Origin of the sequence: Peteryoungia rhizophila, assembly GCF_004912145.1 — a bacterium.
Taxonomy (GTDB): Bacteria; Pseudomonadota; Alphaproteobacteria; order Rhizobiales; family Rhizobiaceae; genus Allorhizobium; species Allorhizobium rhizophilum.
The window spans coordinates 363,992-390,280 of sequence record NZ_STGT01000005.1 but is presented as its reverse complement, the minus strand read 5'-3'; the positions used below and the strand labels follow the sequence as shown (position 1 = coordinate 390,280).

At 60.7% G+C, this 26,289-nt stretch carries 20 protein-coding genes; 13 read left to right on the top strand and 7 right to left on the bottom strand.

Annotated elements, in window-relative coordinates; all coding sequences use genetic code 11:
- The first annotated feature begins 54 nt into the window (after window positions 1-54).
- The gene (purH, locus tag E9677_RS20850; RefSeq protein WP_136559973.1) at window positions 55-1,671 is read left to right on the top strand and encodes a bifunctional phosphoribosylaminoimidazolecarboxamide formyltransferase/IMP cyclohydrolase; all 1,617 of its coding nucleotides are present in this window, start codon (window positions 55-57) and stop codon (window positions 1,669-1,671) included.
- 76 nt (window positions 1,672-1,747) lie between these two features.
- Here purH and E9677_RS20845 read toward each other — a convergent pair whose 3' ends face one another.
- Together E9677_RS20845 and E9677_RS20840 are read right to left on the bottom strand one after the other, a co-directional pair.
- Entirely contained in the window at window positions 1,748-3,064 is a 1,317-nt protein-coding gene (locus E9677_RS20845; RefSeq protein WP_235883058.1) for an MFS transporter, read from the bottom strand.
- 99 nt (window positions 3,065-3,163) lie between these two features.
- Window positions 3,164-7,951, bottom strand: a complete 4,788-nt coding sequence (locus E9677_RS20840; protein WP_136559971.1) for an NAD-glutamate dehydrogenase — start codon at window positions 7,949-7,951, stop codon at window positions 3,164-3,166.
- A 186-nt stretch (window positions 7,952-8,137) separates the two neighbouring features.
- Between E9677_RS20840 and pdxY the strand changes: the two genes are divergently transcribed.
- Both pdxY and E9677_RS20830 read left to right on the top strand, forming a co-directional pair.
- On the top strand, window positions 8,138-9,025 hold the full coding sequence (gene pdxY / locus E9677_RS20835; RefSeq protein ID WP_136559970.1) for a pyridoxal kinase PdxY: 888 nt from the start codon (window positions 8,138-8,140) through the stop codon (window positions 9,023-9,025).
- Between the two features lie 63 nt (window positions 9,026-9,088).
- On the top strand, window positions 9,089-9,766 hold the full coding sequence (locus E9677_RS20830; protein ID WP_136559969.1) for a carbonic anhydrase: 678 nt from the start codon (window positions 9,089-9,091) through the stop codon (window positions 9,764-9,766).
- Between the two features lie 56 nt (window positions 9,767-9,822).
- Here E9677_RS20830 and E9677_RS20825 read toward each other — a convergent pair whose 3' ends face one another.
- A complete protein-coding gene (locus E9677_RS20825) occupies window positions 9,823-10,644 on the bottom strand; it encodes a lytic murein transglycosylase (protein ID WP_136559968.1) in 822 nt (273 codons plus the stop codon).
- 181 nt (window positions 10,645-10,825) lie between these two features.
- Entirely contained in the window at window positions 10,826-11,857 is a 1,032-nt protein-coding gene (locus E9677_RS20820) for an aspartate-semialdehyde dehydrogenase (RefSeq protein ID WP_136559967.1), read from the bottom strand.
- A gap of 414 nt (window positions 11,858-12,271) precedes the next feature.
- Here E9677_RS20820 and E9677_RS20815 point away from each other — a divergent pair, with 414 nt between their 5' ends.
- Window positions 12,272-12,823 (top strand): GNAT family N-acetyltransferase, encoded by a 552-nt coding sequence (locus tag E9677_RS20815; RefSeq protein WP_136559966.1) that lies wholly within the window; start codon window positions 12,272-12,274, stop codon window positions 12,821-12,823.
- 3 nt (window positions 12,824-12,826) lie between these two features.
- Here the strand turns inward: E9677_RS20815 and E9677_RS20810 are convergent, their stop codons facing one another.
- On the bottom strand, window positions 12,827-13,225 hold the full coding sequence (locus E9677_RS20810) for a DUF2794 domain-containing protein (RefSeq protein WP_136559965.1): 399 nt from the start codon (window positions 13,223-13,225) through the stop codon (window positions 12,827-12,829).
- Between the two features lie 105 nt (window positions 13,226-13,330).
- Complete coding sequence (locus E9677_RS20805) at window positions 13,331-14,269, bottom strand: LysR family transcriptional regulator (protein ID WP_136559964.1); 939 nt, start codon at window positions 14,267-14,269, stop codon at window positions 13,331-13,333.
- 190 nt (window positions 14,270-14,459) lie between these two features.
- Between E9677_RS20805 and chvE the strand changes: the two genes are divergently transcribed.
- From chvE to E9677_RS20760, 9 genes are all read left to right on the top strand, one after another.
- The gene (chvE, locus tag E9677_RS20800) at window positions 14,460-15,512 is read left to right on the top strand and encodes a multiple monosaccharide ABC transporter substrate-binding protein (protein WP_408014763.1); all 1,053 of its coding nucleotides are present in this window, start codon (window positions 14,460-14,462) and stop codon (window positions 15,510-15,512) included.
- Between the two features lie 119 nt (window positions 15,513-15,631).
- Complete coding sequence (gene mmsA, locus E9677_RS20795) at window positions 15,632-17,167, top strand: multiple monosaccharide ABC transporter ATP-binding protein (RefSeq protein ID WP_136559962.1); 1,536 nt, start codon at window positions 15,632-15,634, stop codon at window positions 17,165-17,167.
- On the top strand, window positions 17,167-18,378 hold the full coding sequence (mmsB, locus tag E9677_RS20790) for a multiple monosaccharide ABC transporter permease (RefSeq protein ID WP_136559961.1): 1,212 nt from the start codon (window positions 17,167-17,169) through the stop codon (window positions 18,376-18,378). Before mmsA ends, mmsB begins: the two co-directional genes overlap by 1 nt.
- 10 nt (window positions 18,379-18,388) lie before the next feature.
- Window positions 18,389-19,354: an AraD1 family protein gene (araD1, locus tag E9677_RS20785; protein ID WP_136559960.1), complete on the top strand. Its 966-nt coding sequence runs from the start codon at window positions 18,389-18,391 to the stop codon at window positions 19,352-19,354.
- Between the two features lie 49 nt (window positions 19,355-19,403).
- Entirely contained in the window at window positions 19,404-21,149 is a 1,746-nt protein-coding gene (gene araD / locus E9677_RS20780) for an L-arabinonate dehydratase (protein ID WP_136559959.1), read from the top strand.
- 11 nt (window positions 21,150-21,160) lie between these two features.
- Window positions 21,161-22,090 carry a Gfo/Idh/MocA family protein gene (locus E9677_RS20775; protein ID WP_136559958.1) on the top strand — a complete coding sequence of 310 codons (930 nt, stop codon included), beginning with the start codon at window positions 21,161-21,163 and terminating at the stop codon, window positions 22,088-22,090.
- Between the two features lie 21 nt (window positions 22,091-22,111).
- Window positions 22,112-23,626 carry an aldehyde dehydrogenase (NADP(+)) gene (locus tag E9677_RS20770; RefSeq protein WP_136559957.1) on the top strand — a complete coding sequence of 505 codons (1,515 nt, stop codon included), beginning with the start codon at window positions 22,112-22,114 and terminating at the stop codon, window positions 23,624-23,626.
- 9 nt (window positions 23,627-23,635) lie between these two features.
- Entirely contained in the window at window positions 23,636-24,565 is a 930-nt protein-coding gene (locus E9677_RS20765; RefSeq protein ID WP_136559956.1) for a 2-dehydro-3-deoxygalactonokinase, read from the top strand.
- 4 nt (window positions 24,566-24,569) lie between these two features.
- Window positions 24,570-25,202 carry a 2-dehydro-3-deoxy-6-phosphogalactonate aldolase gene (locus tag E9677_RS20760; RefSeq protein WP_136559955.1) on the top strand — a complete coding sequence of 211 codons (633 nt, stop codon included), beginning with the start codon at window positions 24,570-24,572 and terminating at the stop codon, window positions 25,200-25,202.
- A 269-nt stretch (window positions 25,203-25,471) separates the two neighbouring features.
- Here E9677_RS20760 and E9677_RS20755 read toward each other — a convergent pair whose 3' ends face one another.
- A complete protein-coding gene (locus E9677_RS20755) occupies window positions 25,472-26,260 on the bottom strand; it encodes a DUF1223 domain-containing protein (RefSeq protein ID WP_136559954.1) in 789 nt (262 codons plus the stop codon).
- Between the last annotated feature and the right edge of the window lie 29 nt (window positions 26,261-26,289).

Below are 26,289 nucleotides of genomic sequence, written 5' to 3'. Positions count from 1 at the left end.
GCATCGCGCCCGCTGCCGCTTTTTCCGGGCGCCTGCCAGCTCGGAGTGTGAACCATGGCCGTCGTATCGAAGAAGATCCCCGCCCCCGACCTCGTGCGTGTTCGTACCGCACTTCTCTCGGTGTCCGACAAGACCGGCATCGTCGAATTCGCGAAGGCCCTGCATGAACGTGGTGTCCGCCTGCTGTCGACCGGTGGCACGCATAAGGCTCTGGCAGCAGCTGGCCTGCCGGTCACCGACGTCTCCGAAATTACCGGTTTTCCGGAAATCATGGATGGGCGCGTCAAAACCCTTCATCCGCTCGTCCATGGTGGTCTTCTCTCCATCCGTGACGATGCCGACCATGTCGAGGCGATGAAGGCCCACGGGATCGAAGCCATCGACCTCTCGGTCATCAACCTCTACCCGTTCGAGCAGGTTCGCGCTGCTGGTGGCGATTACCCGACGACGGTGGAGAACATCGACATTGGTGGCCCTGCCATGATCCGCGCTTCGGCGAAGAACCATGCCTATGTCACCGTCGTCACGGATGCGGCCGACTATTCTGATGTCATTGCAGCACTTGCCGAAAACGACGGTCAGACGACCTATTCTCTGCGCCAGCGACTGGCCGCGAAGGCCTATGCGCGCACGGCTGCCTATGATGCGGCGATCTCGAACTGGTTTGCCGAGGCGCTCGAGATCGAGATGCCGGCTTACCGCGTCGTCGGCGGTGTCCTGAAGGAAAAGATGCGCTATGGCGAGAACCCGCATCAGAGCGCCGGTTTCTACGTCAATGGAGACAACCGTCCGGGTGTTGCGACCGCTACCCTGCTCCAGGGCAAGCAGCTCTCTTACAACAACATCAACGACACCGATGCCGCTTTCGAACTCGTTGCCGAATTCCCGCCGGAGAATGGCCCGGCCTGCGCAATCATCAAGCATGCCAACCCTTGCGGCGTTGCAACTGGTGACAGCCTCGTCGAAGCCTACAAGCGTGCACTTGCCTGCGACAGCACCTCGGCATTCGGGGGTATCATCGCCCTGAACCAGATCCTCGACGCCGAAACGGCCCAGGAAATCGTCAAGCTCTTTACTGAAGTCATCATCGCGCCGCAGGTGACGGATGAAGCCAAGGCCATCATCGCTGCCAAGCCGAACCTGCGACTTTTGACGACAGGCGCCCTGCCTGATCCCCGCTCGCGTGGCATCATGGCCAAGACGGTTTCCGGCGGCCTGCTCGTGCAGAGCCGCGACAATGTCATGGTCGAAGATCTCGACCTGAAGGTCGTGACCAGGCGGGCACCAACGGGGACCGAACTCGAAGACATGAAATTTGCCTTCAAGATCGCCAAGCATGTGAAGTCGAATGCGGTGATCTATGCGAAGGACGGCCAGACAGCCGGTATCGGTGCCGGCCAGATGAGCCGCGTCGACTCGGCCCGCATCGCAGCTCTAAAGGCCGAGGATGCCGCAAGGGCACTCGGACTGTCCGTCCCGCTGACGAAGGGATCTGCGGTGGCTTCGGAAGCCTTCTATCCCTTCGCGGACGGTCTGCTGGCCGCCATCGCAGCCGGCGCCACCGCCGTTATCCAGCCGGGCGGCTCGATGCGCGATGAAGAGGTCATCGCTGCTGCTGACGAGCATGGCGTCGCCATGGTCTTTACAGCCGTTCGCCATTTCCGCCACTGAGCGGCATCCAGGAGAACTGAAAAAGGGCCGGTGGAGCGATCCGCCGGCCCTTCTCGTTCAACAGGTCAAAGTCTTATCAATCCTTCGCCGGATAGCTCGTCTGCCAAAGCATGATCAGACCTCCGACCAGGAAGATCAAAAGTGTTGCCATACCCGCGCGCGCCGAGCCGGACCATGCTGTGACGACCGAGAAGGATAGCGTGGCGAGGAAGCTGGTGGCTCGCCCCGACAGGGAATAGATGCCGAAATAGCGGCCTGCCTCATGGAGCTCGACGCTTCGCGCGAGATAGGAACGGGATGAGGCTTGAACGGGTCCGAAGGACACACCAATCAGGAGGCCATATAGGATGTAGGCCTTTTCGGCAGGCGTGGCGAAGAGACCATCCGTTCCGGAAATGGGCAAGCTCACCAGTCCGAAGAGTGTGAAATCGACGCCGGTCGAGATGATCCCGAAGGTTGCGAGAATGAGCAGGCTGAGGGCCACCAGAACGACGACCTTGGAGCCGAGCGCCCGGTCCACTCTGCCTGCAACGAGACAGCCAAAGATCGCCACGACATTCAGGATGATGCCGTAGATTCCGATTTCCATGGTGGACCAGCCGAACATGGCAGCCGCAAAAACGCCTCCCAGCACGAGAAGACCATTGACCCCATCCTGGTAGATCATCCGAGCAATCAAAAAACGCAGAATGTTTGTCCGATGGCGGAGTTCGCCCAGAGTTGACCGGATCTCGCGAAGGCCGGAACGGATGGCCGAACCGAGCGGTTTTCCCTTTGCCGCATCGGGCGTGAACAGAAACATCGGCAGGATGAAGAGGAAATACCAGACTGCCGAGATGGGACCCGTGATACGGGCGTCCTCACCGGCCGCGGCATCAAGCCCGAAAAGCGGATCAATGCCGATCAAGGTCTTGCCAGTGGTCGGGCTGCCCGCGAGGAAGAGAACGACAAAGATCAGCACGATCATGCCGCCCATATAGCCGAGTCCCCAGGCGATGTTGGAGACGCGGCCCACATCCTGCTGGCTGACGAGGCGTGGCATCATCGAATCGTTGAAGACGATGGAGAATTCCGCCGCGACACTCGCAAGGATGACCAAGAGCATCACAAACGCCACGGATGAACCCGGGGCGGCTGTCCAGAGAAGGGCGAGGCAGAAAATCTTGATGACGGCGAAGAAGGCGATCCAGGGCTTGCGAGCCCCCGATTCATCGGCGATCGAGCCGAGGATCGGCGCGAGCAGCGCGATGATGACGCCGGAAATCGTCGCCGCATTGCTCCAATCGGTCTGTGCGCTGACAGTATCATCGGTCATGCGCGCGACAAAATAGGGGCCGAAGATGAAGGTCGTTACGACAGTGAAGAAAGGCTGGGCCGCCCAGTCGAAAAACATCCAGCCACGGACCCCTCTGTCGATGCGGCCGTGGCTGGATTTTACGTCTGCACTTGTCGTCACGCGCACCCCCAAAAGGCTCTCAGGCCCGGGACAGTGTCACCTCAAGTGGTCTTGTGCAAGATCGCCGAGCAAGCCCGCGGCGACCGCAAGTTTGGAGATACTCGGTTCGCCGCTGTCGACGATCGATGCGAGTTCCTTACCGATGCGCTCGACGCGTGTCTTGTCAGTGGCGACCCAGGCCTGGACGGGTTGGGGGTCGTTGCCGTGGCTGGTCAGGGCCACGCAGACGATCTGTCGGCGGGCCTGGCCGATGCGGTCCAGGCTGCGTGTGAGCGCCAGGCTGTCGTAATGGTCGGTGGCCTGAATGCGGCCGGCATTCTCAATGATACGGCCTATGCGGAAGGCCTCCGATACGGCGAAGAAGCCTTGCATCGCTGTTGCGAAATCGGCTCCCGTCCTCTCCGCAATCTGCAGGATCTCCGGGAGGAGCTGCATGGTCTGGAGGTTGACCACTTCGCCGGCCAGGGCAGACGGGACTCCCGCCTCCTTGAGCTCTGAAATCTGGTCGTCGAAATGCTGCCGGAGCGGGGCTGGAACCGTCTTCTTGAAGACCGGCCCTGCCGCAGCAACCGCGGCTGTCAGTTGCGCGACGGCGTCGCTGACAGCCCCCTTGGCGAGGCCGGTATCGATCAGGAGCCTGGTCATCGCAGAGTAGACCACGGAGACGATCGCGTAGAGCCTGTTCTGGGTCCGTCCAGGGATCTTCGCGTCGAGCGCGTCGATCTTGTCCCAGAGAGTGGTGAGGCCAAGTGCATCCCGGGTTATGAGTGCTGCCTTGACCACCTCGTCCGGGGAGCTTCCGGTTGCGTCGCAGACCGAAACCACAAAGCCCGGACCACCCCGGTTGATCGCATGGTTGGCGAGCACCGTCGCGATGATTTCCCGGCGCAGGCGATGGCTGTCGATATCCGCCCCGAAGGTCTTACGCATCGCGGCAGGGAAATAATTGGCAAGCGTCGTTTCGCAGTAGGGATCATCCGGCAGCGCGGATTCGATCAACTGGTCGAAAAGGACAATCTTTGCATAGGAGAGGAGCACGCCAATTTCCGGCCGGGTCAAGGACTTGCCCGACACATAACGTTCGGCAACGGCAGCGGCATCCGGAAGCATCTCGACCTTGCGATTGAGGCGCCCCATGCCCTCGAGATAGTCCATCAGACGGCTTAGTTCCTCGCGATTGCCTGCCTCCTTGGCTTCCGTCAGTGAGATCGCCAGCGACTGAAGATAGTTGTTGCGCAGGACGAGATCAGCGACTTCATCCGTCATCTGTGCCAGCAGGACGTTACGCTTCTCGCGGGGCAGGCGACCTTCCAGCATGGCAGGGCTCAGCGCGACCTTGATGTTGACCTCGACGTCGGAGGAGTTCACGCCCGCCGAGTTGTCGATCGCGTCCGAATTGCAGCGACCGCCATTCAGCGCATAGGCGATGCGACCCTTCTGGGTGACACCGAGATTGGCGCCCTCGCCAATGACCTTGGCACGGACATCGGTCGCATTGATGCGGATCGCGTCGTTGGCGCGGTCGCCGACTTCCGCATCCGTTTCTGCTGCGGCCTTGATGTAGGTACCGATGCCACCGAACCAGAGAAGGTCGATCGGCGCCTTCAGGATCGCCGTGATGATGTCCATCGGAGTGGCGGTTGCACTACTCAGGCCGATGGCAGCTGCGGCCTCCGGCGTCAGCGTCACGGATTTTTCAGCGCGGGAGATGATCATGGCGCCCGGTGACAGGGTGGATCGATCGTAATCCTGCCAGCTGGAACGGGGCAGGTCGAACATCCGCTTGCGCTCCGCAAACGAGATGGCCGGATCCGGATTGGGATCGATGAAGATGTCGCGGTGGTCGAAGGCTGCGATCAATCGGATCTTTTCCGACAACAGCATCCCGTTGCCGAATACGTCACCCGACATGTCACCGACGCCAGCCACGGTGAATGGCGTGGTCTGGATGTCGGTGTCGATTTCGCGGAAATGCCGCTTGACCGTTTCCCAGGCGCCGCGCGCTGTGATGCCCATCTTCTTGTGGTCGTAACCGGCGGACCCACCCGAAGCGAAGGCGTCGTCGAGCCAGAAACCCGCTTCTTGCGCAAGGCCGTTGGCGGTGTCGGAGAAGGTGGCCGTGCCCTTGTCGGCCGCGACAACGAAATAGGGGTCATCTCCATCCGGCCGCAGGGTGTCGGAAGGGGGGACGATTTCGCCGGCAACGATGTTGTCGGTGATCGACAACAGGGTGCGGATATAGGTCTTGTAGGCCTCCGTGCCGGCTGCAAACCAGGCTTCACGGTTGGTGGACGGCGGCAATTGCTTCGGGAAGAAGCCGCCTTTGGCGCCAACTGGCACGATGACGGCGTTCTTCACCTGCTGGGCTTTAACCAGACCGAGGACTTCCGTTCGGTAATCCTGCGCGCGATCCGACCAGCGCAAGCCGCCGCGGGCGACCTTGCCGAAGCGAAGGTGCACGCCTTCGACCTCGACGCCGTAGATGAAGATCTCGCGGAAGGGGCGCGGTTCCGGAAGGCCCTCCAGCTTGTGTGGATCGAACTTGAAGGCGAGCATGGGTCGCTCGCCCTGCTGATAGCCCTTCTGGAAGAAGTTGGTGCGCAGCGTCGCCTCGATCGCGTTGATGTAGCGACGCAGGATGCGGTCCTCGTCGAGGCTCTTGACGTCCGTCAGCTTGGTTTCCAGACCCTGCAGAAGCTCCGCTTGCCTGCTGTTGCGAACTTTCTCCGTGAGGGCGACGTCAAAGCGACTGCGGAACAGGGTGACGAGATCGGCCGCGACCGCTGGATGCTTCGTCAGCGTTTCTGCCATGTAGGTCAGAGAGTAAACCGCACCGGCCTGGCGCAAATAGGCCGCATAGGCCCTGAGCACCGAGGCCTCGCGGGCGTTCACGCCGGCTGCGAGGATCAGGCGATTGAAGGCATCGTTGTCGACCGCGCCCGTGAAAGCCGCGATGAAGGTCTCCTCCACCTGGGTGCCATGCCGTGCGATGTCGAAAGCCACGCCGTCGGGCGTCTGCAATTCCATGTCGTGCAGAACGACGGTCGTATGGGCATCGCCGGACTGGTTGATGTCGATGTCGAAGGTCCGTTCGCTGATGACGCGGAAGCCGAGGTTTTCGAGGAGCGGCACGCGGCGAGAGAGCGGTAGATGGTCGCCGGCGTGAAAGATCTTGAGGTAGAGGAGCGGACCATGTTCGCCGGCCACCTGATGGAATTCCAGCGAAAGCGGTGCTCCTGCGATGCAGGCCTTGATATGCTTCAGGTCGCTGACGGCTTCTTCGGGGGTGAAGGCTTCCTGAAAAGCCTGCCCCACGTCGAGCGCGGGTGCTCCGGCGCCGGCGAGCGCTGCAAAGCGGTCGGTCCAGCGGGCGGTGATCTCGCGCACGGCGTCCTCAAGGGCAGCCTGGGGGATCTGCGGCGTGGCGCCTTCGCGCCGGCCTATGATGATGTGCACACGTGCAACGCCGCCTTCCGGGAAAGCCGGATAGAAAGCTGAAACATGGCCATTGTAGACGGACTGGAAATAGAGGCCGATCTTCTCGCGGACCATGGAATTGTAGTCTTCGCGCGGCACATAGACGATCAGGGATACGAAGCGGTCGAAATGGTCGATGCGCGGCAGGACGCGAACGCGTGGCCGTTCCGACAGATCGTTGATCTGTTCACAGAACTTCGCGAGAAGATCCGGCGTGATCTGGAAGAGGTCGTCGCGAGGGTAGTTTTCCAGCGTGTTCTGCAGCATGCGTCCAGAATGGCTGCGCGGATCGAAATCGAAGTAGGAGACGACCTTCTCGACCTTCGCCCGCAGGAGCGGGATCTGATTGACGGATCTCGTATAGGCCGTTGCCGTGAATAGTCCGACGATGCGGAGTTCACCGACGACCTTGCCATTCGGACCGAAGCGCTTGATGCCGACATAATCCATATAGGCACGGCGATGCACGACGGATTTGACGTTCGCCTTGGTGACGATGAGGAAATCCGGCCCCTGCAGGAAGGCGAGAATTTCTGGCGTCGTCGTCACATGGTTTTGTCCTTGGCGAAGTACCAGAACATCCGGATCCGAGAGGATGCCGAGGCCGCTGCCCTTGTCGCGCTCGACGGTCGCCTCGGCGCCGTCGCCCGAATAGACATATTCGCGCATGCCGAGGAAGGTAAAGTTGTTGTTGCGCAGCCATTCCAGAAACGCGACGGACTCATCGCGCTCCGTTTCGTTTCTTCCGGCAGATAGGTCGCGTAGCTCCGAGAGAGCACTCTCGAGCAGGTTTAGCATCGGCTTCCAGTCGGTCGCGGCCATCTTGACCTGGCGGAGGACGTGCTGGAGCCTCTGGATGAGATCGGTAGATTGTTCGGCAGTCAGGGGCGCCAGATGGAGCTGAATATAGCTCACCTTGATTGCACCTTCCGGATCCGAGTCAGGATTCGACAGCGAGATCTCGCCGCGAGGGGTCACGGCGAGGATCGGATGCACCGCCATATAGATGTCGCGATAGTGGCTGGTGACCTCACCCATCAGCGAATCGTAGAGGAAGGACTTGTTGTGATCCACGATCGACAACACGCTCACGGAAGTGCCGAGCGGGTTCACGCCTTCGGTCGTCTCGATCCGGATATGTGGTGTCTGGCGGTCCCAGCCCGCGATATCGCTGGCAGCCCTGGCAGCGGACCGGGCGAGCATGGCTGCGTCGTAACGGTCGATATCGTCGTTGCTGGCCCTGCCGAAGATCACGGCGGGGGCAATGAATTCCCCTCCGAGGCTGCGTGCCGTCTCCTCCGCCCTTGTCAGAAGTTCGTCCCGCTTGGTGATGCCAGTCCTGCCCATTTACCCCTCCGAAGCTCGCGCGTTTCGCGTAATGTCGCGCAAATGATTTGCGAAAGTATGTATGGAACAGACATATGAAAAAAGCAGGCAAAAATATGCGGTCAAAACCAGATAACTCAAGAAATTTTATCTTTGAAGCCGGAATATACGGCCCGAAAGGCCGTCTGCCGTACGGAATTGCGTAAAATGAACCGAAAATCCGATGGTGCTGTTATCGTCATATCCAGTCATGTCGTTCGCGGATCGGTGGGCAACCGGGCGGCAGTCTTCGCGCTGGAAACTCTCGGCCATCCGGTCTGGGCTCTGCCTACCATCGTCCTTCCCTGGCATCCGGGCCATGGACCTTCCACGCGTCTGCTCTTCTCCGATGACGACTTCGACCATGCCATCGATGATCTGATCAGGGCTCCATGGCTCGGTGAAGTCTCGGCTATCTTGTCAGGCTACTTCGGCTCGCCACGCCAGCCGGCCGCCGTTGAGCGTCTCGTCACCGCCGCTAGACTACAAAATCCCGATCTCATCTATGTCTGCGATCCCGTCATGGGGGACCTTGGAGGTCTGTATGTTCCCGTGGAAACCGCGTCGGCGATCCGCGACCACCTGATCCCGCTGGCAGATATCGCTACGCCCAACCGCTACGAACTGCAATGGCTGGCTGGCGGTGTCGAACTCTCGAGCAATCAGGCCATCATCGATGCGGCGCTGACGCTCGGACCGAAACGCATGCTGGTTACCTCGGCCGTGCCGATGATGGCGGGTGGCACCGGCAATCTGCTGCTCAGCGGGCGCTCCGCACTGCTTGCGGAACACAGGCTCATCGACAATCCGCCGAACGGACTCGGCGATCTGCTCGCGGCTGTCTTCCTTGCGCGCCTGCTTGATGGCATGGACGAGGAAAAGGCGCTTCAGACGGCGACCGCGAGCGTCTTCGAGATCCTCGCGCGTACCGCAAAGCGAGGGGGCGACGAGCTCGCGCTGGAGAGCGATTCCTCAAGTCTTTCGACACCCATGGCCATGGTTCAAATGCGTCGGCTTATGCCTCCGGCGCAACGAAAACCGACGCGACCCCGGTGACACTTGCGAAAACGGCATTTCGCATATGTTGCCATGGCCTTTCTTGCGCTGTAATCGATAACAATGAGCCATTTTCCATCCGAACTCCTCACTGGTTACCGCAACTTCATGGGCGGTCGCTACCTCGACCAGCGCGATAGGTATCGGGCGCTCGCGGAGCAGGGGCAGAAGCCCCATACGCTCGTGGTTGCCTGCTGCGATTCCCGCGCCGCGCCGGAAATGATCTTCGATTCCGTGCCGGGTGAACTCTTCGTCGTTCGCAACGTCGCGAACATGGTGCCGCCTTATGAGCCGGATGGGCAGTACCACTCGACCTCCGCCGCGCTCGAATTTGCCGTTCAGGCGCTCCGGGTTCGCGACATCATCGTCATGGGCCATGGTCGCTGCGGTGGCATTCGGGCGGCTCTCGATCCGAATTCCGAGCCGCTATCGCCGGGCGACTTCATCGGGAAGTGGATGAACCTCGTTGCTCCGGCAGCAGAGCAGATCCAGGGCAACTCGCAGATGACGTCGGGTGAGCGCCAGACCGCGCTGGAACGGATCTCGATCCGGAACTCCATTTCCAATCTCAGGACATTTCCTTGCGTGCGAATTCTCGAGGAACGCGGCAAACTGCGTATCCACGGGGCTTGGTTCGACATCAGCAACGGAGAATTGTGGCTGATGGATCCGCAGACGCAGGACTTCGTCCGGACCGAGCCGGAAGAAATCCTGCCCGTCCAAGCCATCGACGCGACCTGAACTTCAAACGAAAACGGCGGCCAGAGGCCGCCGTCGAACATTGAACAGAGCCCGTTTTATTGGGCGTCGATCTGTGCGCCGATATAGGCGATCGCCTGCTGATAGACCTTCGCGGCGTTCCAGCCCTGGATGGCAACGAAGTTCGGTTCGCCCTGCTGATACCCTGCGCCCGGCCGCCAGCCGTGACCTCTGAGGAAGTTCGCCGTCGATGCGAGCGCATCTGAGCGCGAACGCACCATGTCGATATGGCCGTCGCCATCCCCATCAGTGCCATAACGCACGACATTGCGCGGCAGGAACTGCGTCTGCCCGATCTCGCCATGGGCAGCACCCTTTGCGTTCACGTCCAGATTGCCGGCCTGGACGAGTTCCAGGGCCGCATAGAACTGGTCGGTGAAGAATTCGCTGCGGCGGCAATCGAAGGCCAGCGTGGCGACGGCAGACAGGGTGTGCTCTTTGCCAAGGAAAGAACCAAAACCCGTCTCCATGCCCCAGATCGCGATCAGCGGGCCGGCAGGAACGCCGTAACGCTGCTCAAGCTTCGAAAACAGAGCGGCGTTGTTCTTTTTCATGGTCTTGCCGCGATTGATGATCGTCTGGCCGCCACGCTTCTGCATGAACTGCTCAAAAGAAAGCTTGAAGCTCTTCTGGCCGCGGTCTGCGCTGATCGTGCTGCGGCTGTACTTGACCGTCGAAAAGACCTTGTCGAGCATGCGGGGGCTGAGGCCCTGAGCAGCAGCCTGCTGTTTGAAGGCCGCGCTCCATTCCTCGAAGCCTGCGGAAGTGTTGCTGCAAGCAGCGGCGGCTGCGGATCCCGCGCCGGCCGTCAGGGCGGCCACGGAAATCAGGGCTGCCGACAGGATTGATGTCAGTCGCATTCATGCCTCGTTACGGACTGTGGATCGGGTCGAATCGGCCGCACCATGCCAGCGAAAGCGGATGATGTCATCCATTTGACGCTAATGTAGGGCCTCGTGGGTCTCAATTTAAATCACATTCGCCTGAAGGGTCTCTAGAAGGCTTCCCGATGCAGCACCGGGAAGCCTTGGAGATGGTCAATCAAGCTGCCGCACGCGGCTTGATAAGGCCGCGATTGACAAGCAGTTCCGCGATCTGGATTGCGTTCAGAGCAGCACCCTTACGCAGGTTGTCAGAGACGATCCACATGTTGAGGCCATTCTCCACAGTGGCGTCTTCGCGGATACGGGAGATAAAGGTCGCATCCTCACCGGCGCATTCGACGGGTGTGATGTAACCACCGTTTTCGTGCTTGTCGATGACGAGGCAGCCCGGAGCGTCGCGCAGGATGTCACGGGCCTGGTCTGCTGTGATCTCGTTTTCAAACTCGATGTTGACCGATTCCGAATGCCCGATGAAGACTGGGACGCGCACGGCGGTGCAGGTCACCTTGATCTTCGTGTCGAGCATCTTCTTGGTTTCGGCCAGAACCTTCCATTCTTCCTTCGTGTAGCCGTCTTCCATGAAGCTATCGATGTGTGGAATGACGTTGAAGGCAATGCGCTTGGTGAACTTCTTCGCCTCGACCGGATCGGCGACGAAGACGGCGCGAGTCTGCCGGAAGAGTTCGTCCATGCCTTCCTTGCCGGCGCCGGAAACGGACTGGTAGGTCGAGACGACGATGCGCTTGATCTTTGCAAAGTCGTGCAACGGCTTCAGAGCGACGACGAGCTGGGCGGTCGAGCAATTCGGGTTCGCAATGATGTTGCGCTTGGTGAAGCCTTCGATTGCATCCGGGTTCACTTCCGGAACGATCAGCGGAACATCAGAATCGTAACGCCAGGCCGAGGAGTTGTCGATCACGACGCAACCCTGTGCGCCGATCTTCGGCGACCACTTTTGCGAAATCGTCCCGCCGGCGGACATCAGGCAAATGTCGGTGTCGGAAAAATCGTAATTGTCGAGGTTGGAAACCTTCAGAACCTTGTCACCGAAGGAGACTTCCGTGCCCTGGGAGCGAGCCGAGGCCAGTGCCACGACTTCCGATGCGGGGAAACCACGTTCTGAAAGGATGTTCAGCATTTCGCGCCCGACATTGCCGGTGGCGCCTACGACTGCAATCTTGAAACCCATGTCAATGCTCTCTTTCTGTCTCTCCTCGGGTGGTGAGGGGGAAGCTCGCGACGGGTGCGCAACCTTCCTTGTCCCCGGCCGTGCCGGGGAGAGAGCGGTGGCCGAAGACTTCAGACGGTTTTCGTCGTCGTTTTGGCCTTGGTCGTGGATGCAAGAGAAAGGCATGCGCAACCGGCAGCAGAGAGCTGCAGGATGTGGAAGACCGCAAAGGGTTGCCCGAAAGCGTGCATGGACCGAATTCCTCTTCGCGGCGAGGCATTACAAGGTTTTCGGCGCGAGTCAAGCCAAGCGCCGGCCGGCTTCGGCTAAAAGCGCGTAACGACCGGATGAGCGGCCCTTGTCACCATGACAAGCTCGCGCTTGTCTGGACATTTCCAGCGTGGAAGAACGGTTGCATTCACCGGAGCCTATTGCATGAGCCTTGATATTCGTGAGCTGAGAACCGAGGACCTTCCCTCCGTTACGGAGATCTACGCCGACGCGGTCGCAAACGGAACCGCAAGCTATGAGCTCGTGGCGCCCACTCTCGACGAGATGTCTTCACGGTGTAGGGCGCTGACGGAGAAGGGGTATCCCTACCTTGTGGCAGCGGATCCCAACGGGCAGTTGCTGGGGTATGCCTATGCATCGGCCTTTCGGACCAGACCTGCCTATCGATGGCTCGTGGAGGATTCCATCTATATTCATCCCTCGGCCCGCGGGCGCGGCGTTGGGAAAGCCCTGCTCATGACTCTGCTCGATCAATGCGAGGCGCTGGGGTTCCGTCAGATGGTCGCCGTGGTCGGTGGCGCGAGCGAAGCATCCATGGCAGTTCATCGCAGTTGTGGCTTCGAACTCGCTGGCCGGTTGAGCGGAACGGGCTTCAAGCACGGTCTCTGGCTCGATACAGTCTTCATGCAAAGGAGGTTGGGTGAAGGTAGCGCGACAATGCCGGATCTTTCGACCTATCCGGGCACGATGTGTTGAGCGTCAGTCCAACGCCTTGAGCGCCTTGTCGAAGACCTTCAGCACCTGGCGCAGATCATGGCCGCGTTTGAGAATGCGTCCGTCTGTGGCTACCACGGCGAAAGCGCCCTGCTTTGCTGCGAGCTTCGGATTCTTCTCGATCCGGTAAAGCGGATACTCGCCCGATCTCTTGAAGACGGAAAACACCGCCTTGTCCTTCAGATGGTCGATTGCGTAGTCGCGCCACTCACCTTCTCCGACCATGAGGCCGTAGATCCAGAGAATGGCGTCGAGTTCGCGCCGGTGGAAGGTGACGGGTAAAGGGTCGACCGCTTGTCTGTAGACACCCAAGTCGACGACGGTGGCGGCCGTTCTGTCTGCCCCCTCCTCGTCGTGGCGCTGCCCTTCCGGCTGCTCTGTCATCAATGCTCCATGAGCTCCGATTCATGACGGATGGGTAACAGTGTGCCTGACATGCCCGAAATTGCAAGCATGTCGGGCATTGCGATACCCGGCGTCAGAAGCGTATCAGCGGCCTCTGCTCAGGAAGTGACCGAGCAGGAGGTCACGCAGACGCGCCGCAATCGGCGACAGGCGCTTACCACTGAGGGTGATCAGGTGATACGGCGTCACCTCGATGGGTGTGTCCAGGCGCAGTGTTGTCAGATCACCGACGGGAGTCTGCCGACAGAGAAGATCCGCGACCTCGCGTGACATGGGTGCGATCGCGTTGGAGGAGGCCAGCATCGCGATCATGACAAGCAGCGAGGTCGTGTTGACGATGTTGCGCGGGATCGGCGCGCCTTCTTCGATGAAGACATTCTCCACTGCCAGACGCAAAGGCGTCCCGGGAGCCTGCATCACCCAGGGGAAATGCGTCATGTCGGATATGTTGAGCCGGTCGACGTTGACCAGCGGGTGGGTGCGGTGAACGACGATCTCCACCTCTTCCATGGTGGCACCCTCGACGTGAAACTGACGCGCATCAATTCCTGCGGGAATTCTTCCCAGCACGAAATCGTACTGGCCCGACAGCAGGTCGCGGATCATTTCGCCGCTGGGTGCGACGTCGACATGAATATCGACGGTCGATGCCTCCGCCTTTAGGGCGCGGATCGCAGGCACGACATGTCCGACCGCGCCCCCTGTGACCGCACCGATCCGGACCTTACCCGTCAGGCCACGCTGGATCGCTTCGACTTCCCGCGCCGCTTCGCGCATTTCCTCGAGCACATTCTGAGCCCGGCGCGCCAACGCGCTGCCGACGGCCGTCGGCTCCATACCCTTCGGCGTTCGAACGAAAATTGGCGAGCCGACATAACGCTCGATCTCGCCCAGCATACGCGACGCTGCCGGCTGGGTCAGTGCAAGCTCTTGAGCGGCCAAGCTCAATTGACCCAGTTCGGCGATTGAGCGAATGAGATTGAGGTGCTTGGGCTGCAAGCGGTGAATATGAATTTCAGCCATAAACGACATATCAACCATGGTATGCAGAAAGTCAAAATAATCATTTGATCGGTATATTGGCCGCGATAAGACTCGCCACGGAGCTGGGGGGCTGCTGTGTCAGCCGTCCGTTCTTGTTTCAGCGAGTGCCAGGAGGAGCTTGGCCCCGCACGGTATGACCAGGGAGGTTACCATGAAGAAACTTGGAGCCATGATTGCGTCTTTCGCAATCGGCATCGCATCCTTTACGCCAATGTCCTTCGCGCAGGACAAGGGCATGGTCGGCATTTCCATGCCGACGAAGACGTCGACCCGCTGGATCTCGGACGGCGAGACCATGGAAAAGCTGTTCACGGAAGCCGGCTACACCCCGGACCTGCAGTTTGCTGACGACGACATTCCGAACCAGCTCGCCCAGATCGAAAACATGGTCACCAAGGGTGCCAAGGTTCTCGTCATCGGCGCCATCGACGGCACGACCCTGTCCGACATCCTGCAGAAGGCTGCAGACGCTGGCGTGAAGGTCATTGCTTATGACCGTCTGATCCGCGATTCGGGCAATGTCGACTACTACGCCACTTTCGATAACTTCCAGGTCGGCGTTCTCCAGGCAACCAGCCTCGTGGACGGCCTCAAGGCCAAGTTCCCGGACACCAAGCCATGGAACGTCGAACTTTTCGGCGGTTCGCCGGATGATAACAACGCCTTCTTCTTCTATGATGGCGCAATGTCGGTTCTGCAGCCCCTGATCGACAGCGGCGACATCGTGATCAAGTCCGGCCAGCAGGGCATGGACCAGGTTGGCACCCTGCGTTGGGACGGCACCGTCGCCCAGGCTCGCATGGAAAACCTGCTCTCCTCGACCTACACCGAAGACAAGCTGAATGGCGCCCTGTCTCCTTATGACGGTCTCTCCATCGGTATCCTCTCTGCTCTGAAGGGCGTTGGCTACGGTTCGGGCGACATGGTCATGCCTGTTGTCACCGGTCAGGACGCCGAGCTTCCCTCGATCAAGTCGATGCTTTCCGACGAGCAGTACTCGACCGTGTTCAAGGACACGCGCGAACTCGCAAAGGTCGCAGTTCAGATGGTTGACGCCATCATGGGCGGCAAGACCCCGGAAGTGAACGACGAGAAGACCTACAACAACGGCGTCAAGGTCGTTCCGTCCTACCTGCTGAAGCCTGTCGCTCTCGACAAGGCCAATGCCAAGGACGTTCTGGTCAATGCCGGCTACTACACGGCCGATCAGATCGACAACTGATCCTCAGGATCATACTCGGGTCCGCGACATGTCGCGGACCCATTTTCTATACGCATTGAGGGAGCTCGCGCCGTCGGCTAGATCTTGAGAGATCGCTGGTAGGCGCCGGAATTCTGCACATGGACAACATCATTCTCGAGATGCGCGGCATCACAAAGACATTCCCCGGCGTCAAGGCGCTGGATAATGTCAGCTTCAAGGTGCGCGAGGGCGAGATCCACGCGCTGGTCGGCGAAAACGGTGCCGGCAAGTCCACGCTGATGAAGGTCCTGAGCGGCGTCTATCCTGCCGGGACTTACGACGGCGACATCCACTATGACGGCGAGGTCCGTCGCTTTGGCCGGATTTCCGACAGCGAAGAACTCGGCATCATCATCATTCACCAGGAGCTGGCGCTCGTGCCGCTCCTGTCCATCGCCGAGAACATCTTCCTCGGCAATGAAATCGCCCAGAAGGGCGTGATCAAATGGCCACAGACCTTTGCGCGGACGAAAGAGCTGCTGGCGAAGGTGGGCCTGAAGGATCCGCCGTCTACCCGCATCACGGATATTGGTGTGGGAAAGCAGCAGCTGGTCGAAATTGCCAAGGCACTTTCGAAGAAGGTTCGCCTGCTGATCCTAGACGAGCCGACGGCCTCGCTGAACGAGACGGATTCGGATGCGCTGCTGACGCTTCTCATGGAATTCCGCAAGCAGGGGATGACGTCGATCATCATCTCCCACAAGCTGAACGAAATCCGCAAGGTTGCCGACCAGATCACCATCCTGCGTGACGGCGGCACGGTCGAAACGCTCGACTGTCACACCCAGGAGATCTCGGAAGACCGGATCATCAAGGGCATGGTCGGTCGCGACATGGAAGACCGCTACCCGAAGCGTCAGCCGAAGATCGGCGATATGCTGCTCGAGGTGAAGAACTGGAACGTCTTCCATCAGAACCACCGCGATCGCCAGTTCCTGCATGATGTCGCGTTCAATGTCCGTGCCGGTGAAGTTGTTGGTATTGCCGGCCTCATGGGTGCCGGACGCACCGAGACGGCGATGAGCCTTTTCGGCAAGTCCTGGGGACACAAGATCACGGGCGACGTGCTGATGCACGGCAAGCCGGTCGATGTCTCGACGATCCCGAAGGCGATCAATGCCGGTCTTGCCTATGTCACTGAAGACCGCAAGCATCTCGGTCTCGTGCTGCAGAACAACATCAAGGAAAACACAACGCTCGCCAATCTCAATGGCGTGTCCAGTGGCACCATCATCGACGACCGCAAGGAAGCCAAGGTTGCTGCGGACTATCGGCAGAAGCTCAGGATCCGGTCGCATTCGATCTATCAGGAGGCCGTGAACCTTTCCGGCGGCAACCAGCAGAAGGTCGTGCTGTCGAAGTGGCTGTTCACGAACCCTGAAATCCTGATCCTCGACGAGCCGACGCGCGGCATCGACGTCGGGGCGAAGTTCGAAATCTACACCATCATCAACCAGCTTGCCGCCGAAGGTAAGGGCATTCTGATGATCTCGTCGGAAATGCCTGAACTGCTCGGCACCTGCGATCGCATCTACGTCATGAACGAAGGACGCATCGTCGCGGAACTGTCCAAGGAAGAAGCAAGCCAAGAGTCCATCATGCGTGCCATCATGCGCTCTGGGGAGAAACACTAATGGCCATCGACACAAGAACCGAAACCCCCAAGGTCTCCGTAGGCGACTATCTGCGTAACAACATCCGCGAATACGGTCTGTTGCTCGCGCTCGTCGTCATCATGTTGCTGTTCCAGTTCCTGACCAACGGCGTTCTCTTCCGTCCGGTCAACATCACCAATCTGGTGCTGCAGAACTCGTTCATCGTCATCATGGCGCTCGGCATGTTGCTGATCATCGTGGCCGGGCACATCGACCTCTCGGTCGGCTCGATCGTCGCCTTCATCGGCGGCATATCGGCGATCATGCTGGTGAAATGGGGCTGGCATTTCTCGCTGGTGGTACCGCTGTGTCTCGTGCTGGGCGGTATCATGGGGGCAGCCCAGGGATACTGGGTCGCCTATCAGAAGATCCCATCCTTCATCGTGACGCTTGCAGGCATGCTCGTGTTCCGTGGCCTGACCTATGTCGTTCTGGGCGGACGGCCGATTGGACCCTTCCCGAAGGAATTCACGCTGCTGTCGACCGGCTTTATCCCGGATTTCCTGCCGCTGACAGACGTCGCGACCACCGGCATCGCCAACCATGTCGCGATTATCGTGATCGTGCTGCTTGTGGCGCTCGCGATCTTCAACGGCATGAAGAACCGCCGTCTCAACGAAGAGCATGGCACCGAAAACGAACCCTTCGTCTTCTTTGCCGTGCAGATGGCCATTATCAGCGTTGTCGCGATCTTCCTCGGCTATCAGCTGGCGACCTATCGCGGCCTGCCGAACGTGCTCGTCGTCATGGGCATCCTGATCGCGCTCTATTCCTTCGTGACTACGCGCACCACCATCGGTCGCCGCATCTATGCCCTTGGCGGCAACGAGAAGGCAGCGAAGCTTTCCGGTATCAACACCGAGCGGCTGACCTTCTATGCCTTCGTCAATATGGGCGTGCTTGCGGCTCTCGCCGGCATGATCATCGCTGCCCGCCTCAATTCGGCGACCCCGAAGGCCGGCGTCGGCTTCGAACTCGACGTCATCGCGGCCTGCTTCATCGGCGGTGCCTCGGCGTCCGGCGGCGTTGGCAAGATCACCGGTGCAGTCATCGGCGCCTTCATCATGGGTGTCATGAACAACGGCATGTCGATCATGGGTATCGGCATCGACTACCAGCAGCTCATCAAGGGCCTCGTGCTTTTGGCTGCTGTCTTCTTCGACGTTTACAACAAGAACAAAGCAGTCTGAGGATAAGCTTATGTTTCTCTCGCAATTGAAGACTGGCGGCGTCATTTGCCGCCAGGGCGAGGCCGCGCGCCTTGTCCCGGGCTACACCACCACCTACGATCTGGCCAAGGCGGCGATTGCCGCCGGGACCAGCGTCGCAAACCTGATCGAAAAGCAGGGTGCAGGCGACGCGGTCGACCTGATGGCCCTTGCTGCCGAAGGCAAGCTCGACTGCCCGGTTCGCCATCCGGATCCGGCGCACATGTACCTGACGGGCACGGGCCTCACCCACACGGGTTCAGCCTCCGCACGCGACAATATGCATGCCGATACGGCCGGCATGAGCGACTCGATGAAGATGTTCCGGATGGGCATGGAAGGCGGCAAGCCGAAGCCCGGCGAAATCGGCGTCCAGCCCGAATGGTTCTACAAGGGCAATGGTTTCAACGCTGTGGCGCCGGGAGACGACCTCGTCTCGCCGTCCTTCGCGCTCGATGGTGGCGAAGAGCCGGAAATGGCCGGTTACTACATCATCGGTGAGGACGGCACCGCGCATCGCTTGGGCTTCTCCGTCGCCAACGAATTCTCCGACCACGTGACCGAGAAGATCAACTACCTCTTCCTCGCCCACTCCAAGCTGCGTCCGGCGTCCTTCGGCCCGGAACTGCGTGTCGGCGCTCTGCCTGACCACGTCGAAGGCACCTCGCGCATCATCCGCGCGGGCCAGACTGTCTGGGAGAAGCCGTTCCTCTCGGGTGAGGCCAACATGTCCCACACGATCGCGAACCTGGAGTATCACCACTTCAAGTATGCGCTGTTCTGCCAGCCGGGCGACCTGCATGTCCACATGTACGGGACGGCTACGCTTTCCGTCGCGGATGGATTCGTCACGCAAGAAGGCGATGTCTTCGAAATCGAGTCCCCGCAATTCGGTCTTCCACTGCGCAACCGCCTGGCAAAGGCTGCCGCAGAGACCGTCAAGGTGAAGATGCTCTGAGCGGATCGGTCAACCGACCCGCCCATTTCCCAGAGACAGGACGAAAGCCATGAGCAAGTTCAAACCGGCGGCCTGGCCGCGCCAACTGAGATCCCAGCACTGGTATGGTGGGACATCCCGCGACACGATCTATCATCGTGGCTGGATGAAGAACCAGGGCCACCCGCACGACCTGTTCGACGGTCGCCCGGTCATTGGCATCCTGAATACCTGGTCCGACCTCACACCGTGCAACGGCCACCTGCGTGAGCTCGCTGAAAAGGTGAAGGCCGGGGTCTGGGAAGCCGGTGGCTTCCCGGTCGAAGTTCCGGTGTTCTCGGCGTCAGAAAACACCTTCCGTCCGACGGCGATGATGTATCGCAACCTGGCTGCCCTTGCGGTCGAGGAAGCCATGCGCGGCCAGCCGATCGATGGTGCCGTGCTGCTCGTCGGCTGCGACAAGACGACTCCGTCGCTCGTCATGGGCGCTGCATCGACCGACATTCCCTCGATAGTCGTCACCGGTGGCCCGATGCTGAACGGCTATTTCCGCGGCGAGCGCGTCGGTTCCGGCACGCATCTGTGGAAATTCTCCGAAGCCGTAAAGGCTGGCGAGATGACCCAGGAAGAGTTCGTCGAAGCCGAAGCCTCGATGTCCCGCTCCAGCGGCACCTGCAACACGATGGGCACGGCCTCGACCATGGCGTCGATGGTTGAAGCCCTCGGCATGGCGCTCTCTGGCAACGCCGCTATCCCGGCTGTCGACAGCCGCCGCAAGGTGATGGCTCAGCTTTCCGGTCGCCGCATCGTGCAGATGGTCAAGGACGACCTGAAGCCCTCCGATATCATGACCAAGGAAGCCTTCGAGAACGCCATCCGCGTCAACGGTGCGATCGGCGGCTCGACCAATGCCGTCGTTCATATCCTGGCCATGGCTGGCCGCGTCGGCATCGATCTGACGCTCGACGACTGGGACCGCCTTGGCCGCGACATCCCGACGATCGTCAACCTGATGCCGTCGGGCAAGTACCTGATGGAAGAGTTCTTCTATGCCGGCGGTCTCCCCGTCGTCATCAAGCGTCTCGGCGAAGCCGGCAAGCTCAACAAGGATGCGATCACCGTCTCCGGCGAAAGCATCTGGGACGAGGTCAAGGACGTTCGCAACTGGAACGAGGATGTTATCCTCCCGGTCGAGAAGGCACTGACCCAGCAGGGCGGTATCGTCGTTCTGCGCGGCAATCTCGCGCCGAAGGGCTGCGTGTTGAAGCCGTCGGCCGCTTCCGCGCATCTGATGAAGCATCGCGGCCGCGCCGTCGTCTTCGAAGACATCGATGACTACAAGGCGAAGATCAACGACGAGGCGCTCGATATCGACGAAACCTGCGTCATGGTCCTCAAATACTGCGGTCCGCGCGGCTATCCGGGTATGGCCGAAGTCGGCAACATGGGTCTGCCGCCAAAGGTCCTGCGCAAGGGCATCACCGACATGGTCCGCATCTCCGATGCGCGCATGTCCGGTACCGCCTACGGCACTGTTCTGTTGCACACGTCGCCGGAAGCGGCGCGTGGTGGCCCGCTCGCTATCGTCAAGAATGGCGACTTCATCGAAGTCGATGTCGAAGCCCGTCGCGTGCATCTCGACATCTCGGACGAGGAAATGCAGCGCCGTCTCGCCGATTGGCGTCCGCCGGTCGAGCCGCCGGCAAGCGGCTATGCCAAGCTCTTCCATGATCACGTCGAGGGTGCCGATACCGGTGCCGACTTCGACTTCCTGAAGGGCTGCCGCGGTTCGCCGGTCGGCAAGGACGCACACTGAGGACCTTGACGATGGCAGATCGTATTCCGCTCGCGCTTGTCGGCATCGGCAAGATCGCACGCGACCAGCACATCCCGTCGATTGAAGGCGGTCAAGACTTTGTCGTTGCCGTTGGCGTCAGCCGTCACGGCAAGGTCGAGGGTGCCGAGAACTTCACCGACTTCGATGCGTTTCTGGCCGCGCGTCCGGACATCAAGGTCGTGTCGCTCTGCACGCCGCCTGAAGTGCGCTTCGACATGGCAAAGGCTGCAATTGCAGCGGGCCGCCATGTCCTGATGGAGAAGCCTCCGGCGACCACGTTGGGCGAGGCAGAGGCTCTGACCGAGCTTGCTGCCAAGGCTGGCGTGACGTTGTTTGCGACCTGGCATTCGCGCTTTGCCCTTGGTGTCGAGCCTGCCAAGCAGTGGCTGTCGGACAAGGTCATCCAGTCGATCTCGATCGTCTGGAAGGAAGACGTGCGCCGTTGGCATCCCGGCCAGGCCTGGATCTGGGAACCGGGTGGCTTCGGCGTTTTCGATCCGGGTATCAACGCACTCTCCATCCTGACGGAGATCGTGCCCGGCCACATCATGGTGCAAAAATCCACCCTGGAGTTCCCCGAAAACAAGAAGCAGCCGATCGCCGCTTCCATCGCCATGCGGACCGTCGAAGGCGCGCCAATCTCGGCCGAATTCGACTGGCGACAGGAAGGGCCGCAGACGTGGGATATCACAGTCCAGACGAATGCCGGTGAGCTGCGCCTTTCAAAGGGCGGCTCGGAACTCTATATCGGGGGTAAGGAACAGGCGTCCGGCCCGGACCGCGAATATGCGGGAATCTACGAACGCTTCGCCCACCTCATCCGCTCCCGCCAGAGCGACACCGACTATCAGCCGCTGCGCATCGTGGCGGATTCGTTCCTTTGCGGGGAACGGAAAGTCGTCGCTCACTTCGAAGACTGACATCAAAAGGAGGCCCATCCCATGGCCTATACACCGACTGGAAAACACCTGATTGCCGGCAACTGGATTGCCAGCACGGATACTTTCACTTCGTCGCCTGCCACGGGCTCCTCCCACACCTTCTCCAAGGGCACCCCTGCCCTGGTCGATCAGGCGGTGAAGGCCGCTGAAGAGGCATTTGAAACCTATGCCTATTCGACCCGCGAAGAGCGTGCCGCCTTCCTCGACGCCATCGCCGAGGAAATCGATGCCCGTGGTGATGCGATCACCGAGATCGGCTCCCAGGAAACCGGTCTGCCGGAAGCACGCCTGATCGGCGAGCGCGGCCGCACCGTCGGCCAGCTTCGCCTCTTCGCAGCGCATATCCGCAAGGGCGACTATCTCGACCGTCGTCATGACGAAGCACTGCCCGATCGCAAGCCGCTGCCGCGTCCTGACCTGAAGATGGTCCAGCGTCCGATCGGCCCGGTCGCCGTCTTTGGTGCCTCCAACTTCCCGCTCGCCTTTTCCACGGCTGGTGGCGATACAGCCGCTGCGCTGGCAGCCGGCTGCCCCGTCGTGGTCAAGGCGCATGATGCCCATCCGGGCACGGGTGAAATCGTGGCTTCCGCCATCGATGCCGCCATCAAGCGTTGCGGCGTTCATCCGGGCGTCTTCTCGCTGGTTCACGGCGGCAGCCGCGACGTGGGCCAGGCCCTCGTTCAGCATCCGCTGCTCAAGGCCGTCGGTTTCACCGGGTCGCTCGGCGGCGGTCGCGCGCTCTTCGATCTCTGCGCCCAGCGTCCGGAGCCGATCCCGTTCTTCGGTGAGCTCGGCTCGGTCAATCCGATGTTCATGCTGCCCAAGGCCATCGCCACCCGTGGCGAAGCCATCGCCAAGGGCTGGGTCGGATCGCTCACCATGGGCGCTGGCCAGTTCTGCACCAATCCGGGCATCGTCGTTCTGCTCAAGGGCCCAGACGCTGACAAGTTCGTCGAAACGGCAACCGAGGCCTTGTCCGGCGTTGGTCCGCAGACCATGCTGACCGATGGTATCGCCAAGGCTTACCGCGATGGCGCGACCCGGATTGCCGGCACCGAAGGTGTGCGTTCCGTGCTCACCTCGACCTGCGATCTTCGCAATGCAACGCCGTATCTCTTCCAGACCACCGCGAAGGACTGGCTCGACAACCACGTGCTCGGCGAGGAAGTCTTTGGACCGCTCGGTCTGATCGTGATCGCTGAGAGCGAAGACGAAATGGTGGCGATGGCACGCAGCCTGCAGGGTCAGCTTACGGCTTCCCTGCATGTTGACGCCGGTGACGAAGCTCTCGGCAAGCGCCTGATGCCGATCCTGGAGCGCAAGGCTGGTCGCGTGCTCGCCAACGGCTTCCCGACGGGTGTCGAAGTGGCTGATTCCATGGTTCACGGTGGCCCCTACCCGGCGTCGACGAACTTTGGTGCCACGTCTGTCGGCACGCTCTCGATCCGTCGCTTCCTGCGGCCGGTCTGCTTCCAGGACATCCCGGCGGCGCTTCTGCCGACCGATCTCGCCTGAGGACATGCCGTGACTGCATCACCGTTTGCCGCGCTCGTCGACTGGGGCACCAGCAACCTTCGGCTCTGGCTCGTTGACAGCCAGGGCGGGGTAATCGGTGAACGGCAATCTGCGGAGGGTATGGGCAGCCTCGACAGGGCTGCCTATCCCGCCGTGCTCGAAGGGCATCTTACCGCGCTTGGTGCATCACCGGATCTGCCGGTGGTCATCGCCGGCATGGCGGGTGCTCGCACCGGCTGGCGTGAAGCGCCCTATGTGGAGACCCCTGCTCCGCTCGTTGGACTCTTCCAGCATGCCGTCCAGCCGGAAGGCGTCAATCGTCCCGTCTATATTTTGCCCGGTGTCTGCCAGCGCGAGGGCGGCGCCTACGACGTGATGAGGGGCGAGGAAACACAACTCGCCGGCGCTCTGGATCAGGGGCTGGACAACGCCCTCTTCTGCCTGCCGGGCACTCATTCGAAATGGGCGCTGGTGGAGGACGGACAGGTTCGCCGGTTTTCCACCGTGATGACAGGCGAACTGTTCAACCTTATTAGCCGGCAATCGATCCTGCGCTTGTCCGTGCCTGAGGATGGTGACGCCGAGGCGGATCCTGAGATCTTCGATGCGGCTGTCGCGCAGGCTCTCGCACCCGGCTTTGCTTTAACGTCCGTCCTCTTCTCCATCCGGGCCGAGGGTTTGCTCGCATCCGACACCAGGACCAATCCCGCAGCGCGCCTCTCCGGCCTCCTGATCGGCGCCGAGATCGCTGCCATCAGAGATGACCTCCTGCGCCACGGCAAGGCCTATCTCATCGGTACGGGCAAGCTGACGCGGCTTTATGCGCGTGCCCTCTCCAAGGCCGGCGGGGAAGCTGTGCTGCTGGATGGCGGGGTGCTTGTGCGCCGTGGACTGCTCGCATCCGCCCTTTCGCTCTTCGATCACGAATTCAAGGACTGAACCCATGACCGCCTCCGTCGCCTGGCCTGCGCTTCGCCGCAATCTCGTTGCTATCCTGCGCGGCATCAAGCCGGAGGAAATCGAAGCGACGGTGGATGTGCTGATTGAGGCAGGCTTCGAGGCGATCGAGGTGCCATTGAATTCGCCGGATCCCTTCGTCTCCATCGAGAAGGCACGGAAACGCGCTCCGGCGAATGTCCTGATCGGCGCCGGGACGGTTCTGGAGGTTGCCCAGGTTGACCGCCTGAACGATGTCGGCGGCAACCTCCTGGTCACGCCGAATGTCGAACCCGACGTGATCCGTCGCGCTGTGTCGCACGGCATGGTCGCGATGCCCGGCGTCTTCACGCCGACCGAGGCTCTGCTCGCAGCCAAGTGTGGCGCAGCGGCATTGAAGTTCTTCCCGGCCAGCGTGCTCGGGCCGAGCGGTATCTCCGCCATCAAGGCCATTTTGCCACCGCATCTGCCTCTCGGTGCTGTCGGTGGCGTTTCAGATGCCAACTTCGCGGATTATTGGAATGTCGGTGTCCGGGCGTTCGGACTTGGCTCCAGCCTCTACAAGCCGGGTGATGACGCGAAGGTCATCGGCGAGCGTGCCGTGAAGTCTGTCCGAGCTTACGACGCGCTTTTGGCCTGATCCACCCCGTCCGTTTTTCACGTTCCGTATCGCTGGCTGCTGCGTGCGGCTGGCGCCGCTTCCTGCTCGGCTGTGACGCTTGTCACGCGCCGAAACGGATTATTGTGCCGGTGCCCAAATTTGAACATACCGCCGCCGTTTTTTGCGATAGAATATAACTAACTTGGTTGGCGCGGTGCGCCAAACGGTCCGGTCTGGCGCATTGACCCCTTACCCCCAGCCCCCCAATGCTTCCGGGCCGGACCACACCAAGCCAGCAATCCTGACAATCAGAGTGTTTTTGGCGTCGTCTTCATGACGGTTGCGCCGATGATTCGCGACGGATTGCCGGCGCCATCCGCCGCCTGCAGCAGTATCGCGATGCCGTCGCTCTTGTCGTCGCCCATGGGTTTGGCGGGAAGCGTCAAATCAAGCGATTTGCCATCCCACATTCCGACAGTTTGGACGTCGGTCACGCTGTGCCAATAGCTCAGGCTCTGCCCGAGGTTCTCGCCCTTCAGAACCTCGACTGTCTGGTTCTGGCGGAAATACACCACCACAACATTTGCCTTGCCGGCACCCTGGCCAATCGAGATTGCCAACTGGTCATCGTGGCGAGATGCCGTGACCGGCACGACGAGTCCCTTGCCGCTGGAATTCATGCGTTCCAGCCGGCGATTGACCTCAGCGGCATCTGTGCCCTTCAGATGATCGCGTCCGTTCAACACGGCCTGGGGCGTATAGACACCATTGCGGCCAAAGGTCTTGGCGTAGGCATATTGCCTGGCCGTATTTTCCTTGGTCGCCAGTGTGTCGGCCCAGCCCAGGTAGTTCCAGTAATCGACATGATAAGACAGCGCGACGACCTTGCCCTCGCGGACCAACTGCTCGAAGGCACGATCCGCCGGCGGGCAGGAGCGGCAGCCCTGTGAGGTGAAGAGTTCGACGACACCCTTCGGGGTGGAAAAGTCGTCAGCTTTCGCTACAGGTGCTGAAAACCCGATGAACGGTACCAGGCATAGCGCAGCAAGCCTTGCACACGCCCTCCGTCGCCCTGTCCTCGTCTTTGCCTGCAACATGCTGATGCCATGCCTTTCCTGAACGTTGC

Excerpts from the sequence above, each read along its gene's own strand:
- E9677_RS20815 (WP_136559966.1), top strand. The coding sequence starts at position 12,272 with ATGAGCCTTGATATTCGTGAGCTGAGAACCGAGGACCTTCCCTCCGTT.
- chvE (WP_408014763.1), top strand. The coding sequence starts at position 14,460 with ATGATTGCGTCTTTCGCAATCGGCATCGCATCCTTTACGCCAATGTCC.
- E9677_RS20810 (WP_136559965.1), bottom strand. The coding sequence starts at position 13,225 with ATGACAGAGCAGCCGGAAGGGCAGCGCCACGACGAGGAGGGGGCAGAC.
- E9677_RS20845 (WP_235883058.1), bottom strand. The coding sequence starts at position 3,064 with ATGTTTTTCGACTGGGCGGCCCAGCCTTTCTTCACTGTCGTAACGACC.
- E9677_RS20775 (WP_136559958.1), top strand. The coding sequence starts at position 21,161 with ATGGCAGATCGTATTCCGCTCGCGCTTGTCGGCATCGGCAAGATCGCA.
- E9677_RS20760 (WP_136559955.1), top strand. The coding sequence starts at position 24,570 with ATGACCGCCTCCGTCGCCTGGCCTGCGCTTCGCCGCAATCTCGTTGCT.
- E9677_RS20770 (WP_136559957.1), top strand. The coding sequence starts at position 22,112 with ATGGCCTATACACCGACTGGAAAACACCTGATTGCCGGCAACTGGATT.
- E9677_RS20805 (WP_136559964.1), bottom strand. The coding sequence starts at position 14,269 with ATGGCTGAAATTCATATTCACCGCTTGCAGCCCAAGCACCTCAATCTC.
- E9677_RS20840 (WP_136559971.1), bottom strand. The coding sequence starts at position 7,951 with ATGGGCAGGACTGGCATCACCAAGCGGGACGAACTTCTGACAAGGGCG.
- pdxY (WP_136559970.1), top strand. The coding sequence starts at position 8,138 with ATGAACCGAAAATCCGATGGTGCTGTTATCGTCATATCCAGTCATGTC.
- araD1 (WP_136559960.1), top strand. The coding sequence starts at position 18,389 with ATGTTTCTCTCGCAATTGAAGACTGGCGGCGTCATTTGCCGCCAGGGC.
- mmsA (WP_136559962.1), top strand. The coding sequence starts at position 15,632 with ATGGACAACATCATTCTCGAGATGCGCGGCATCACAAAGACATTCCCC.
- E9677_RS20830 (WP_136559969.1), top strand. The coding sequence starts at position 9,089 with ATGAGCCATTTTCCATCCGAACTCCTCACTGGTTACCGCAACTTCATG.
- E9677_RS20820 (WP_136559967.1), bottom strand. The coding sequence starts at position 11,857 with ATGGGTTTCAAGATTGCAGTCGTAGGCGCCACCGGCAATGTCGGGCGC.
- mmsB (WP_136559961.1), top strand. The coding sequence starts at position 17,167 with ATGGCCATCGACACAAGAACCGAAACCCCCAAGGTCTCCGTAGGCGAC.
- E9677_RS20825 (WP_136559968.1), bottom strand. The coding sequence starts at position 10,644 with ATGCGACTGACATCAATCCTGTCGGCAGCCCTGATTTCCGTGGCCGCC.
- purH (WP_136559973.1), top strand. The coding sequence starts at position 55 with ATGGCCGTCGTATCGAAGAAGATCCCCGCCCCCGACCTCGTGCGTGTT.
- E9677_RS20755 (WP_136559954.1), bottom strand. The coding sequence starts at position 26,260 with ATGTTGCAGGCAAAGACGAGGACAGGGCGACGGAGGGCGTGTGCAAGG.
- araD (WP_136559959.1), top strand. The coding sequence starts at position 19,404 with ATGAGCAAGTTCAAACCGGCGGCCTGGCCGCGCCAACTGAGATCCCAG.